This window comes from Psychrobacter sp. FME13 (assembly GCF_014861395.1).
Classification (GTDB): Bacteria; Pseudomonadota; Gammaproteobacteria; order Pseudomonadales; family Moraxellaceae; genus Psychrobacter.
Genome location: NZ_RRYV01000080.1, coordinates 1 through 14,233, shown reverse-complemented (window position 1 = coordinate 14,233; position 14,233 = coordinate 1). Strand labels below are relative to the sequence as shown.

The window sequence follows — 14,233 nt, the reverse complement described above, 5'->3', positions numbered from 1 at the left end:
TCGTAACGCATAAAAATACCCCATAAGTTGTGTCCAACTTATGGGGGTCGGTTCAATGTTAGCCTTTTTTATTTTAGATAGAGTGTTATTGCCTAATTAATAGTTATACTGAATGTAGTAAGGTGGTTGAGTATTATGGCTGTCTTGTGTGCATCTTAGAGTTTTCTGACTATAGTAATAAATACGTAAAAATAACCTTATAACACTAAAATGTTGCCTGTTGTCAGATGGTTTATTGTGTAGCACATAAAATATAGTATACTCGAAAAAATTTTAGGAGATACATTATGAGCATGACATCAGAATTCAAAGAGTTTGCGTTAAAAGGCAATGTGATGGACCTAGCGGTTGGCGTCATCATTGGCGGCGCTTTTGCTACTATCACAAAATCTTTAGTAGACGATATTATTATGCCATTTGTCGCTTTTATTTTCGGTGGCGAGATCAACTTTAAGAATATGTTCTTAGTGTTAGGTGATGCTCCTGACGGTATTGCTATGACTTATGATGCACTTAAAGAAGCGGGTGTACCTGTATTAGCATACGGTAATTTTATTACTGTATTGATTAACTTCATTATTTTGGCGTTTATTATCTTTATGATGGTGAGAATGGTCAATAAGATGCGCCGTGCTGATGAAGTGGAAGAAGTGGTAGAAGAAGTCGTTGAGCCTTCAGAAGAGGTGCAATTGCTGCGTGAAATTAGTGCTAAGCTTAGCAATACTAATGGTTCAAAATAAAGAAAGCTATAGTCAGAAAGTCGCTACAGGGTTACTCTCTTCAAATGTAATATTAGTAGCATATGCACTCAGCTGTTTTATATCCATTTAGAGTTTTTGACTGCCTGTTATGGCGAATAAAATAATAAAAAAGGCTAACGCGAGGTTAGCCTTTTTTATTGTCATTTTACAAAGTTGTTTTTTAGAGTGTGTTCATCATTGAACGTTTTCTAATAATAACTGCTTATGGATTGACCACGACATAGTCATTGGTATTAATGAAAATTTCTGATGGTTGGTCTACCACGATACGCACGATATCATCATCCGTGACTTGTGATTTATAATAGCTGTCTTCAGCAACTGTACAACCTAAGCAACGTCCCATCGCGCTCCAAGGCTCAACAACTAGCTTTTGCTGTGCTTGAGTGGTTTTACCACCGATGACGGAGAAGGGTAGACTAACAAGATAGAGAGCCGTACCAGTGACAGCGCTCACAAGTTGTAGAGGTTTGCCTACAGCAGTATCGACCAACATGGTTTCGTAGGAAGGTCCAAAGTCCGTTTCATCAATCTCTATTGCTGCCAAGGCAGGCTGCATACTAGCGGCCATTAAACTTAAGCTTGCGGCGACAGTAAAAGCTTTTTGCTTAAATGTGCGTTGATTCTTGGCTTTAACAGTCATAACGATATCCTAAAATTCACAATTAGTATGATTGGTGGCTGCTGCTATTTTCAAAAAGAAATATCGCGGCAACGATAGCTAGGTTAAATATTACAGATAAATAAACCGTATGCACTATTTATGTAAGTGCTATTGCTATTAAAGCAAGATGCGGGCTAATAAGCAACAAAAATACGCATGATATAACGACCTTAATGAAAAAATATAAGGTGTTTTCCTAAAATAACTGTGTTGATATATTTATGGTGAATGAGATAGGCAGTAACTGTCTGAAATACTGCTCACATCGATGGTTGACAGCTCGGACAGAAAACACTTGCTCGACCGTTAAGTTTTATATTATCAAGTATGGTATTACAAGTTGGACAGGCCTTTCCTTGTCTTCCGTAAACGTTTAATGTCTGCTGAAAATAACCAGTTTGACCACTGGCAACTGTAAAGTCTTTTAACGTTGAGCCACCAAGTATGATGGCTTTTTGAAGGATGACTTTGATATGATCAACTAGTACAACAATCTGATCGTATGACAATTGATGAGCGGGTGTTGCGGGATGAATTGCTGATAAATATAAGCTTTCGGTTGCATAAATATTGCCAACACCTACCACGACCTGTTGTTCCATAATAATGGATTTGATAGGGCGTGTAATAGGCTGTTTTTTAGTTGGTAAGTTGGTGCGTTGAATGAGCTGATATAAGTAATCGGCAGTAAAATTGTCTGACAGTGGCTCAGGCCCTAAATGGTCTAATAGTTTCGTGCCATAATCTTTATACCATAACACTGAGCCAAAACGTCTTGGATCATAGTAGTGTAGCTGAGATGGTGTGTTATCAACATCATTAAAGACTATGATTAAATGGTCGTGTTTGCGTTTATCGGTACCATAACTGTGTTGCTGCAAGCTGCCAGACATGCCCAAATGAATTAACAGCTGACGTGTTTCTAACGTCGCAGCTTTGGCTGTATTACGGTTAGCATTGAATCGTGATGATGAGAAACTGAGTATCAAATACTTTGCTCTGCGCTCAACCTTATCAAGTGTAAAACCAACCAATTTATCTAAATCATCAGGCATCGCCCAGCGTAGTTTAGGTTGAAATACTTTTACATCAGCAACCTGCTGTGTTAGCAGTGGTGCAAGACTAGTCTTGGTGGTTTCTACTTCAGGTAGTTCAGGCATGATGTTTTTCTAATGGCTGTATTATTAAGTGAGTATTGTTAAGTAAATAGGCAATGCCAAGGTATTGTTTAGACGACAGCTCGACGAGCATGTAAGATACCGTGCTGTTGCTCCAATTTGGCCAGTAGCTTAGATAAATGAGCCAGTCCTGAAACCTCAATATGAAACTTCAAAAAAGCGATATTATCGTCATTACTAAGGGTTTGAACCTGACGGATATTGACGTTTTCTTTATCAATAATTTGTGTCAAATCACGCAATAGTCCTCGTCTGTCATATGCCTCTACATGAATATCAACTGGTTGATAGCGACCGGATTGAACGCGCCAAGCTGCTTCTATTTCGCGCTCTGGATCACGCTCTATTAAACGTGCATATTCGGGACAGCCACGATTGTGGACACTGACACCTCGTGACAAGGTGATATAACCAGCAATAGGCTCACCATGTACAGGGTGACAGCAGCCTGCTAAATGAACTTCAATATTATCTAATCCATCAATATGGATTTTATAAGCATCGAGTTTGTCTGCATCTCTGTTATCGACACTAAGTATGAAGTCTTCTGGAGGACTCTCAGGCTCTAGATGTAACTGACGAGAAATATGGCTAGTGAGCTGGTTTAGACCAATTTCACCAGTCACCAAGCCAACGATAATATCGTCGGTGGTATTGACATTAAAATGTTGAAGATAGTCATTTAAGTCAATGCTGTTTGGATGTACTGATAACCGCTCAAGCTCTTTGCTGAGCATTTGACGACCAATCTCGATGTTTTTATCACGGTCTTGTTTATTGAACCATTGCCTTAATTTTGAGCGTGCACGGTTGGTATGAATATAACCGAGGGATGCAACCAACCAGTCACGATTAGGTTCACGTGATGATTTGGTGATGATTTCAACTTGCTCACCTGTTTTGAGTTGATAAGTCAATGGCACATAGCGCTGATTGACTCGCGCGGCTTGGGCACGGTTACCAACCTGCGTATGCACGTAGTAAGCGAAATCAAGAACGGTGGCACCTTTTGGTAACTCGGTAATATCGCCATCACGGCTGAAGATATAAATACGTTCGAGCTCATCAAAGTCAACGAGTTGCTCCTCTTCATCGAGCTCCGTATCATCGAGTTCGTCATCTGTTAATGAAGGTGAGCGTAGCTGATTACGTGTTTCATTATTAATGGATAATAATTGACGTAGAGAGCTGATTCTCTGACTGAGATAGTTATCCTTTTTATTCTTTAGACCTTCTTTGTAATTGACATGCGCACACATGCCAAGCTCAGCCTCAAAGTGCATTTCATGGGTACGAATCTGTACCTCAAGAGATTTTTTCTCAGCAATAACAGCGGTATGTAGTGAGCGATAGCCGTTAGATTTGGGGTTGGTAATATAGTCATCAAACTGTTCAGGAATATAACGCCATAGGCCATGTACCAGACCGAGTACGTGATAACAGTCTGAAGGCGTGGTGACCAGTACCCGCAGTGCACGAATATCATAAAGCTGATCAAAGGATAAGCCTTTGAGCTTCATTTTTCGGTAGATAGAATATATATGCTTGACGCGTCCAGAAACTTCGGCTTCTATATTGGACGCTGCTAAGGCTTCATTGAGCTGGTCTTGTACACGCTGAATATAAGACTCACGCTCGCTACGTTTTTCGGAGAGGAGTTTGGCAATTTCTTTGTAGCGATCAGGTGCGAGATAACGAAAAGCTAAGTCTTCAAGTTCCCATTTAAGTTGCGCTATACCCAACCGATGCGCTAATGGTGCATAAATGGTCATGACTTCCCGTGCCACACGACTTTGCCGAGTGACACTAGAAAATGTCAGCTCACGCATAGCAAAGGTACGCTCTGCTAGCTTAATAAGCACCACGCGTACATCGTTAGTGACGGAAATAAGCATGCTATAGATATTGGATAACTGGTCACGTTGGTTGTTGACAAAGTGATCTTCCAAACGCTTATTATTTTCGATAATTTCAGACAGCTTACCCATTGCTAAGGCATCTTTGACCAAAGTAGATATATGCGATCCAAAGTTCTTTTCAATATCGGCAAGGCTTATGATTTCTTTACGTGCACTGCGATAAAGCATCGCCGCGACAAGGGCGTCTTCGTCTTGATAAAGGTAGGTCAGTATGTCGGTCATACCAATACCAGTCACATAAGCACCTGAGCGTTCAGATTCGTTGGTATTCATGTGATTACGAATGAACTCACAAGCAGCATGCAAGTTGGGTACAGAGTCTTGTCCGATACGCTTGGCCACGTTGTCTAACCAAGTAGGGACATCGATATTCACCTGATCTAAATCAATGACTTCTGGCTCTTTTTCAGCGAGAGGGTTATTTTCATCTAAAAGCGGGTTGTTGGAATATTCATTATCAAGCTCTAAATCATGACTATGTGAATCATTGCTGTGGGAATCATGACTATGGATAGTGTGTAATGCTGAACGGTCAAACGTAGTATGTAGCTTATGAGTGGTCAGCTGGTATTTTATATCAAGGGGAATTTGAGCATAGCTATTGGCAGACTGATGAGAGCGTTGGCTCGCGACCAGCTGTGCCGCAAGTGTTGCACTATCGGCTTTTGTGGTCTGTCCATCCACAAGTGGCAATCCTTCACGAATTTTTACCATAGCCGACTCCTCTTAGCTATTTTGAATTGATTATAACTGCATCTACTATACACACTCTACTACCAAACCCCAAAAATACAATCAGCGGTGTCAAAATTATTTAGTCTACGGCTCGTAGTGTTTGAACTTGTTTGACTTACTGATTTTATCTTTTGAATGCCATAAGTTTATGATTCAAAAAGTATTCACTATAAACCGATAGAGCTGCTAAAAATTTTTAGCAGCCATAAACTGTGCATAAAATATATAAAGTTATAGATATAAAACTTTCTAGCCATAAATAAAATCAACATAGAAAATTTGTTCACTATTATCTCATTTTAAGGCGACAAATCAAGCGAGGCTATGTAATGTCAGCCATTTATAAAGATAAATATCGTCAGAGAACGACTAGACCGCTATTTTTTCGAAACGGGCGATCGACTCAACATGCCCCGTATGACAGAACATATCCATCACGCCAGCATCTGTCAAACGATAGCCTTGTTCTAATAACGCCTTTGTATCACGGGCGAGCGTCGCAGGATTACAAGAGACATAAACGATACGCTCAGCATTAAATTTAGGCAAATACTGCATAATCTCCCATGCGCCAGAGCGTGGTGGATCAATCAGCAATGCATCAAACCCTTGGTTCGCCCACGGTTTGTCGGTACAGTCCTGCGTCAAGTCTTGGCTATAAAATTCGGTGTTATGGATACCATTGCGTCGTGCGTTATCTGCTGCACGCGCCGTCATGGCTTCGCTGCCTTCTACGCCGATTACAGACCCTGTCTCACCAACAAGCCGTGCTAGTGGTAAGCTAAAGTTACCCAAGCCGCTAAACAGATCCAGTACGCGCTCTCCTGTTTTTAGATCCAATAAGTCGCAGGCGAGTTTGGTCATTTTGCGATTGACCGATAAGTTTACTTGCGTAAAGTCAGTCGGAATAAACTCAAACGTCAGATCGTACTCTGGTAGCTGATAATACAAGCGCCCAAACTGCTGACTCATATCATCAGCATCGGTCAGTGCGATGCGCTGAATGCTGTCAGCCCCTTTAGATTGTAAATATAACTGCCAATTACGCTCTGCAAAAAACACTTTGAGTTTCTCTATATCAGCGTCTGACAATGGTTCTAAGTTACGCACGATAAGCGCAACGGGTTGGTTGCCATCTGGCAGCTCAGGTATCTTTTCACCCATGGCCAGTTCAAGCTGGGCAATCTTATTGCGACTCTCTAACGTACTAATGAGTGCTTTTAAGTTTTCAATTTCAAAACCAATTCTTGGGTCTAGAATGTGACACTCATTTAATTCTGCTAAGAAGTTACTTGAACGCTCGCGAAAGCCGACCAACGCTGTTTCTTTTTTGGTGACATAACGCACACCCATTCGTGCTTTGGTACGGTAACCAAGACGATCAGCGACCACGGGTTCGAGCCAGTTATCAGGTGTTACATTGGCCTGATGGATGAGCATCTCGGCCAGTACAGATTGCTTAAAGGTAATTTGGCTTTCTGGCTGCCAATGCTGCAAGTTACAGCCGCCACAGACACCGAAGTGCGGGCAGGGTGGTACGGTGCGCTCAGGATTTGGATTGGCAGTAATGCTAACGGCATCGCCTTCTTCAAAACTGCTACGACTATTGGTTATTTTGACCAACGCGCTTTCACCGGGTAGCGCAAAACTGACAAAGGTTGTTTTGCCATGTTTGTCTTCAGCATGACCATCGTCAACCCCAAAACCATTGCCATAGGTGGCAACACCGCGACCATCATGCGACAATCTATCGATGGTAAAAGGAATTGGTTCGGCATCTTTTAGGCGACGACGTGTTTTTGATGATGGTTTAGATTTTTTCTTGCTTGGCGGAACGATGATAGTTTGGCCAGCGTTGGTTTGTGACGTCGCGTCAGAGGTTATAGCCGTTTTTGAATCGGTGGGTTGCATAAACCTGCCTTAATGATAAGTAACTAAAAATGAAAGTAAAAGTGATTGCTTGTAATGCTGTTATGTCACGATGTGGGTGCAGAGGACCAATGAGCGATGAAGTCCTGATGACGCAGGTGACCATCTGCTTGAGTACACCCTGCTAAATAGTCATAGCTCTGCTGTTGCCAAGTATCAAACCCTGATGACGATAGCTGTCCGGTTAAACGCAACCAGCGTAAATATATGAGCCAAGTATTCATCACATCTGATTCGCAATAAATAGAAAGCGTTTGCCAGTCATTATTAGTGACGAGCTCGCCAATCATGCTACCGTTTAACGCTGTTTTGTCGGGTAGACCATATAAACGTGCGACGATATCCATGGCTTCGCGCCGACTGGCACCGTATTGACTAAATCGATCCATCAAATCAAGGTGGCGCGTGTGGAAGCGATTGACGTAGTTGTCAAAGCGCATGTTTTTTATACGCTCACCTTCTTCAAATAACCACGGCGCTGATAAATCGTATTGCATAGCACGATAAATAAGAACCGGAATATCAAAGCCTGAGCCATTCCAGCTGATAATCTGTGGTAGTTTTTTGAGCTCACTAAAGGCCCGAAAAAACTTGGTAAGAATCTCTCTTTCGCTCAGCTTATCCGCCGTTAGTGAAAATAAAGAAAACTGACCGTCTTTAATATATAAAGCCGAAATGCAGACGATACGCTGTAATGGCAGGCGCATAAAATCATGCCCAGCTTCTTGCATACGTATCGCAGTCAACGCGCTTAGGGTGTCTGAGTCATTGAGCCCAGCCAACTGCGGGTAGATACGCCGCGCGCCCTCAATATCGGCGACAGTCTCGATATCAAAGACCAGTATAGGGTCGGAAGGTAATGCTTGTGTCATAGATAAACCCGACTATTTATAATATTGATTCTCATAAGATTATAGCGCTGTGTTGTCTACGTTATCATTGACATTATATAAACCTGTCGATAAATAACGATCACCACGATCGCATACAATGAAAGCGATAACTGCGTCTGGGTTTTGTTTGGCAACTTGTAACGCAGCCCAAGCTGCTGCACCTGAAGATACTCCTGCGAAGATACCTTCTGCTTTTGCCAGTTTGCGCATATAAATTTCTGCAACGCGCTGATTGATATCCATCACGTCATCGATCAAAGCCGCATCAAAAATACCAGGCATATAATCTGCAGGCCAACGGCGGATACCTGCGATAGACGCTTCTTCATCAGGTTGTAGACCAATGATTTTAACGTCGGGATTTTGTTCTTTAAGATATCGTGCCACGCCTGTAATCGTACCAGTGGTACCCATTGAGCTGATGAAATGAGTAATTTTACCACCAGTTTGAGCCCACAGTTCAGGGCCTGTGCTCAAGTAGTGAGCGTGACTGTTATCAGGGTTATTAAACTGATCTAATACAATACCTTGACCCGCTGCTTGCATTTGCATCGCCAAATCTCGTGCCGCCTCAATGCCTTCATCGACTTCGATTAACGTCGCACCATAAGCAATCATGGCATCCTTGCGTTCTTGGGTTGAGTTGGTTGGCATCAATAGTGTTATCGGATAGCCACGCATCGCGGCAACCATGGCCAAAGCAATGCCCGTATTGCCACTGGTGGCCTCAATTAGCATATCGCCCGGCTTAATATCACCACGCTGTTCTGCTTGATAAATCATATTAAAGGCAGGTCTATCTTTGACAGAACCTGCTGGGTTATTTCCCTCAAGCTTGGCTAATACAGTAGCACTATTGTTTAGTTGCTCTGTTTTGGGTAAGCGCTGTAATTTAACCAGTGGTGTCTGACCGACACAGTCAGCAAGCGTGGTGGCCTGAGTAATAAAACTAGCATTTGACATGGCTGCCGCAGACATAAGGTATCCTTATTAATTTTTAAATTGGTTTTTGAATCATACTGTAGTACTGAAATATAGTTTTAGTTTTCAGGTAAAAGCATTAACACGGTCGCTGTCTAGGTAAGCTGATGATTTAGTAATTAATTATATTGTTATCGCCCCAAAAAACGGCAACCAATAGAAATCTGCCTCATTATATCATTTTGTTTTTGGCTACGCTGATAGCATCAGGAGATTTTGGTAAATGGGTGGTGTCGAAAAATAGCTAGACAGTTAAAATGTGGTTGCGGCACAACTATTCGCCATGAGCCTTACTATCGATGATAATATTTGTGTTTATAAGTGCGGTTAAAATAGCTACCATATTTAAAATATGGTTTTATTAAGAAACATCGTTTACTGCTGTTATTGATATAGTCTGTTTAAGACAGTAGTGGATACAGTGAACCGGCAAAAATACGCCTGTCCCAGCTGTTTATTTATATAAATGGGCTATACGTAGTAAAAACCCCAGTAGAGAGTAACACTAGCATGGCATACAAGAAACGTTTTGATACTAGCAGTGCGTATGACCAACTGATCATATTGGTGTTTTTGCCAATTTGTGTGTTGGCAGCTGTTGGCGGTATTTTGGTTTTTTATGAAACCATGCGGGCGAGTAACTCAGAACAAGGTGTCTTGGCTGAAGCAGTGCTTATTCGTTATACGCCAGTGATTGCCGAGCTCATTCCTGAATTATTAGAGCAAGAGCAAAAGCAAGTTACTAGCGAAATTTATATAGGTGATACGCCTCAGACCATTATTACAAAGCTTGAGGATATCCAAGATAAACTGGGTCGCATGCAGTCCGAGCAACACGTACAGCGCATTGCTATTATTGACGAAAACAATCAGGTGCTTACCGCCGTTGGCTACGGGTTGGATGAAGCATGGCCGTCCATCGATACCAAAGAAAGCTTCTTGTCACAAAAGCAAACACCGATTGGTACTGCTTATGGCAGTGTGCTAGGGGGTTTTGAAGGACAAAGACTGTGGTTATTAATCGATATGGATAACGAGCCGCTTTATATTGCGCGTTATCGTATTGCCATGGCGCTAGTGATTACTGGCTTGTTCACGATATTGATTTTATTGCTCAGTTTAAATATCTATTCAAAGCGCTGGATAACACCAATCTATGAGCTACGTTTGCAGCTACAGCGCACTCATGTAGATAACCTATACTATCCCATTCCGGTTGAATCAGATGGTGAGCTCAATCTGCTACAGCAAGACTTGGTTAGGACATTCCGCCGTTTGCATATGAGTTTTCAAGAGCTTAAGGATCATGCAGAGCAAACGGAAGATGATTTACGTTTGGCCTTTGATGAGATGGAAATGCAAAACATTTCTATTCGAAATGCGCGTGATGCCGCAATATCGACCAGTCAAGCCAAGTCTGCTTTTTTGGCCAATATCAGTCATGAGTTGCGTACACCGCTTAATAGTATTGATGGCTTTATTAATTTATTAGCACGTCATGGTGAGTTAAATCCTGAGCAAGATTTGTATGTGCAAACCATACGTAAGTCTTCAGCTCATTTGCTAGCACTGGTCAATGATGTTTTGGATTTTTCCAAAATTGAAGCAGGTAAATTGGTACTCGATCGCCATGAGTTTGACCTCTATGACACCATTTATGATGTGGTTGATATGCTCTCGCCAGTAGCAGCAGAGAAAGGTCTGCGCATGGCGGTGCTGTTTTATAACGATGTACCGATGCGTATCAATGGTGATGCCCTGCGTCTCAAGCAGGTATTGACCAATATTGTGGGTAATGCCATTAAGTTTACTGATACTGGAGATGTGGTCGTACGGGTGAGCTTGGATGATCACCGTGACAACTACCTGATGATTAGCATACAAGATAGTGGAAAGGGTATTTCTGTAGAAGATCAAAAAATGCTGTTTCAGAGCTTTAGCCAAGGCGATCCGTCTATCACTCGTCAATATGGTGGCACAGGATTGGGTCTGGTCATCTCCAAGCAGTTGACTAGGCTGATGGGTGGAGATATTGGCTTTCATGACAATGCACAAGAAAACATCGCCAATCAAGGTGCAACGTTTTGGTTCCGTATGCCAGCGCATGTCGATGTGTTGGAGGCTGCTACAGGTCAGACGATTGATCTGCCTGTTTTAGCGCCACTGGCTAGTGATACCGATCAGTTTAATGTTTTGGTATGGATTAATCATGCTGCCTCTATCCAAGTGCTCAAGGCCAGCTTGCAATATTTACCGATTACACTGACCCAAGCCAACTCATTGCCAGGTGTGCTTGAATCACTAAAAGAACGCGGTAACTATTGGGACTGGGTCATCGTCGATGATGATACACAAGACGATATGATGGCACTGCTCAAACAGATTCGCTTGCATTACCAAGGCAAGCTTGCGGTATTTGGTTATCAAGTGGCTGCGGATCAGGCACTATTGAATCGCTATCATGCCAATATCCTGTATGAACCATTGGATAAAAGACAGCTCTACGCCATGTTAGATACGCAAAAGCGGACTGTGCCAACCAGTTTGCAAGAACCACGTTGGAAAGGGGTTACGGTGCTAGCAGTCGACGATCATCTGCCCAACCTACTGGTATTAGATGCTTTGTTGAGTGAACTTGGTATTCATGTTCTGACAGCAAGTAGTGGTTTTGATGCCATAGAGATTATCAGTAAGCAGCAGATTAAACATACCAAATTATCGAAAAATGATAAGCAGAGTTTATCAAATAAAACTCAGCTCTCTAAAGCAGAAGCTCACAATGAAGCGAATAAAAAACCTAATAGTACGCTGTTTGAAGATACAAATACCGAAGATAAAGTGGCTATTCAGGATAAAGATAATATTGATTTAATATTCATGGATATTCAAATGCCACGCATGTCAGGGCATGAGGCAGCGAGTCAGATTCGAGACATTGAAAGTGATGATAATCATATTCCTATTATCGCGTTGACCGCACATGGCTTAGCAGATGAACGAGATAAACTGATCGCCAGTGGCATCAATGATTATGTTGGTAAACCTATTAGCCAACCGCAATTACTACAAGTACTACAAAAATGGCTTGGACGGACATCGAACACATCAGAATTAATGGCATTGCCTAGCACGGATTCACAAAGTGTTGATTTGTATGATGCTGAGGTATCAAAAACAGAGTCTGGTGTTATCACTTTGGCCGATTCGGCCACTAGTCACTCAATGAGTAATAGTATTCAGCTGCATGACTTGCAAAATAGAGATGCTGAAATACAGCCAGCTTGGCCCTCTGATTCTGCTACTAAAGCTTACACCATGGTACAAGGAGATGAAACCGATAAGAATGATGCATCTGATATCACAAACCCACAAAAAATCACTCGTCCTTTATCATTGAAAAAAATTCGTGACAATTACCTACGTGACAGTCAGCCTCGTGACGACTATAGGCGAGAACCATCACGTGAAACCCAACCTCGTTATGAAGGTCTACATTTAAATAAACATGGACAGGTACCATTATTGTCTGCACCGAAAAAACCAATAGGTAGTTCTCATGATGAGCGGATAGCATATACAGAGTCAGGAGATTACGATCAAGGAATTAGAGGTTTAGAGGTTTTGGATTGGCAAGATGCATTGCATCGCTCAGCAAATAAACCTGATTTGGCAGCCAAGCTTATTATTATGATGCTTGATACGATTAATGATGAAAAACAGGCACTAGCCCAGGCATGGGAAAAGAGAGACCGCAATATGCTGGCACAAACTGCTCATCGTATATTAGGCGGTAGTCGTTATACAGGTGTGCCACAGCTACGTCAGGCCAGTCAAGATTTAGAAGATAAGTGTTTATTGAATGTACAGCATACCACCCCTGCACAGTTTGCTATGCTTGAGCCGTATTATGAGGCGCTAATGTTAGCGTTAAATAACTTACAGGTGTTAGATTTATCTGGCTATCCTCAGCTGACTTATCATCGCTTGAGTGAAAATGATATGACCTGGAAAATGATCTAACAGAATAATCATATAGGAATACCATAGTAAAGTGAGTGCTCTAGTGGTTCTTTGACTATATTGTACCGTCACAGTCAGTTATTGCTGAGGTAGGGTAGAGATAAGCCTGTTAGTATCATTGTTATCGGCGCTATATTTTATTCATTCATTAATAAGGATTGTTATGAAACCGATTGCTACTTACAAGTATGAGACCTTACAAGTTGGTATCACTGATAATATATTAACGGTCACTTTGAATCGCCCACACAAAAAAAATGCCATGAGCTTCAAAGTAGTGAACGAGCTGATTGCTTTGGCAGGTCGTATTAGCAAAGATCAAACGATACGAGCGGTGATATTAAATGGTGCAGGAGGCACGTTCTGTGCGGGTATTGATTTGGGTGATTTGAATCATCCAAAGAATAAAGCTTTTGCTTTTTGGGAGTTAGTAAAACCATGGCAGAGCGCTTTCCAACGGGTATGTTTGGTGTGGCGTGATTTACCTGTCCCCGTTATTGCAGTCTTAGAAGGCTACTGTATTGGAGCAGGGCTGCAACTAGCGCTTGCTTGCGATGTGCGTATTAGTCATCCTGATTGTCAGCTCTCTATCATGGAAGCTAAATGGGGACTGGTACCTGATATGGGCTTAACGCAATCAGCATTTGGCGTCGTGCGTGAAGATGTCTTAAAAGAGCTGGCTATGAGCGCGCGTATTATTGATGCTGATGAAGCTCAGGCATTAGGTCTAGTGAGTCATTGTGGTGACAACCCACTTGAACAAGCCAAGCAGCTCGCTACGGAGTTTTCTGAGCGCTCACCTGATGCGGTGCTGGCGAGTAAACGTATTATCAATGCCATGCATCATCAGCCTGCGACAACGTTATATAAAGAAAAAGTATGGCAGCTCAAAATGATGCTCAGTCGTAACCGCAAGCTGGCACTTAGAAAAGCCAAGCAAGCCAGCACCTCGTTTGGCAAGCGTCAGTTTCGTTAATTTTTTTTACTAAAACAGGTTGTCGTTTGAGGTTTTTAGGCATATCTTAAGGCATTTATTTTATCTTTCAGTAGGGTGTGTATAGAATTCAAATCAGGGGCAACCAGATAAAGACACAAGCGAGCATTACCGCTGCTGCATAGCTATCTTTGAGCTTATCATATCGCGTGGCAATGC

The 14,233-nt window shown here is 42.1% G+C and carries 9 protein-coding genes and 1 pseudogene; 3 read left to right on the top strand and 7 right to left on the bottom strand.

Annotated elements, in window-relative coordinates; translation table 11 throughout:
* The first annotated feature begins 287 nt into the window (after positions 1-287).
* Positions 288-740, top strand: a complete 453-nt coding sequence (gene mscL, locus EI164_RS10205) for a large conductance mechanosensitive channel protein MscL (RefSeq protein WP_192519859.1) — start codon at positions 288-290, stop codon at positions 738-740.
* Positions 741-963: 223 nt separating this feature from the next.
* Here the strand turns inward: mscL and EI164_RS10200 are convergent, their stop codons facing one another.
* The 6 genes from EI164_RS10200 to cysM form a co-directional block, all read right to left on the bottom strand.
* A complete protein-coding gene (locus EI164_RS10200) occupies positions 964-1,404 on the bottom strand; it encodes a hypothetical protein (RefSeq protein ID WP_192519858.1) in 441 nt (146 codons plus the stop codon).
* 281 nt (positions 1,405-1,685) lie between these two features.
* A complete protein-coding gene (mutM, locus tag EI164_RS10195) occupies positions 1,686-2,585 on the bottom strand; it encodes a bifunctional DNA-formamidopyrimidine glycosylase/DNA-(apurinic or apyrimidinic site) lyase (protein WP_192519857.1) in 900 nt (299 codons plus the stop codon).
* A 68-nt stretch (positions 2,586-2,653) separates the two neighbouring features.
* Positions 2,654-5,236: a RelA/SpoT family protein gene (locus EI164_RS10190; RefSeq protein ID WP_192519856.1), complete on the bottom strand. Its 2,583-nt coding sequence runs from the start codon at positions 5,234-5,236 to the stop codon at positions 2,654-2,656.
* Between the two features lie 390 nt (positions 5,237-5,626).
* Positions 5,627-7,168, bottom strand: coding sequence for a 23S rRNA (uracil(1939)-C(5))-methyltransferase RlmD (gene rlmD / locus EI164_RS10185; protein WP_192519855.1), 1,542 nt, complete (start codon positions 7,166-7,168; stop codon positions 5,627-5,629).
* A gap of 65 nt (positions 7,169-7,233) precedes the next feature.
* Positions 7,234-8,058, bottom strand: a complete 825-nt coding sequence (locus tag EI164_RS10180; protein WP_192519854.1) for a 3'-5' exonuclease — start codon at positions 8,056-8,058, stop codon at positions 7,234-7,236.
* Positions 8,059-8,097: 39 nt separating this feature from the next.
* Positions 8,098-9,057 (bottom strand): cysteine synthase CysM, encoded by a 960-nt coding sequence (gene cysM, locus EI164_RS10175; RefSeq protein ID WP_192519853.1) that lies wholly within the window; start codon positions 9,055-9,057, stop codon positions 8,098-8,100.
* 513 nt (positions 9,058-9,570) lie between these two features.
* Here cysM and EI164_RS10170 point away from each other — a divergent pair.
* On the top strand, positions 9,571-13,080 hold the full coding sequence (locus tag EI164_RS10170) for an ATP-binding protein (protein ID WP_192519852.1): 3,510 nt from the start codon (positions 9,571-9,573) through the stop codon (positions 13,078-13,080).
* Between the two features lie 163 nt (positions 13,081-13,243).
* On the top strand, positions 13,244-14,056 hold the full coding sequence (locus EI164_RS10165) for a crotonase/enoyl-CoA hydratase family protein (protein ID WP_192519851.1): 813 nt from the start codon (positions 13,244-13,246) through the stop codon (positions 14,054-14,056).
* Between the two features lie 88 nt (positions 14,057-14,144).
* Here the strand turns inward: EI164_RS10165 and EI164_RS10160 are convergent.
* Positions 14,145-14,233 (bottom strand): annotated as a pseudogene (locus tag EI164_RS10160) (IS5/IS1182 family transposase); the annotation flags it as partial.

What these genes read in the sequence shown, in the direction of transcription:
- mscL (WP_192519859.1), top strand. Translation starts at nt 288, where the DNA reads ATGAGCATGACATCAGAATTCAAAGAGTTTGCGTTAAAAGGCAATGTG.
- EI164_RS10200 (WP_192519858.1), bottom strand. Translation starts at nt 1,404, where the DNA reads ATGACTGTTAAAGCCAAGAATCAACGCACATTTAAGCAAAAAGCTTTT.
- mutM (WP_192519857.1), bottom strand. Translation starts at nt 2,585, where the DNA reads ATGCCTGAACTACCTGAAGTAGAAACCACCAAGACTAGTCTTGCACCA.
- EI164_RS10190 (WP_192519856.1), bottom strand. Translation starts at nt 5,236, where the DNA reads ATGGTAAAAATTCGTGAAGGATTGCCACTTGTGGATGGACAGACCACA.
- rlmD (WP_192519855.1), bottom strand. Translation starts at nt 7,168, where the DNA reads ATGCAACCCACCGATTCAAAAACGGCTATAACCTCTGACGCGACGTCA.
- EI164_RS10180 (WP_192519854.1), bottom strand. Translation starts at nt 8,058, where the DNA reads ATGACACAAGCATTACCTTCCGACCCTATACTGGTCTTTGATATCGAG.
- cysM (WP_192519853.1), bottom strand. Translation starts at nt 9,057, where the DNA reads ATGTCTGCGGCAGCCATGTCAAATGCTAGTTTTATTACTCAGGCCACC.
- EI164_RS10170 (WP_192519852.1), top strand. Translation starts at nt 9,571, where the DNA reads ATGGCATACAAGAAACGTTTTGATACTAGCAGTGCGTATGACCAACTG.
- EI164_RS10165 (WP_192519851.1), top strand. Translation starts at nt 13,244, where the DNA reads ATGAAACCGATTGCTACTTACAAGTATGAGACCTTACAAGTTGGTATC.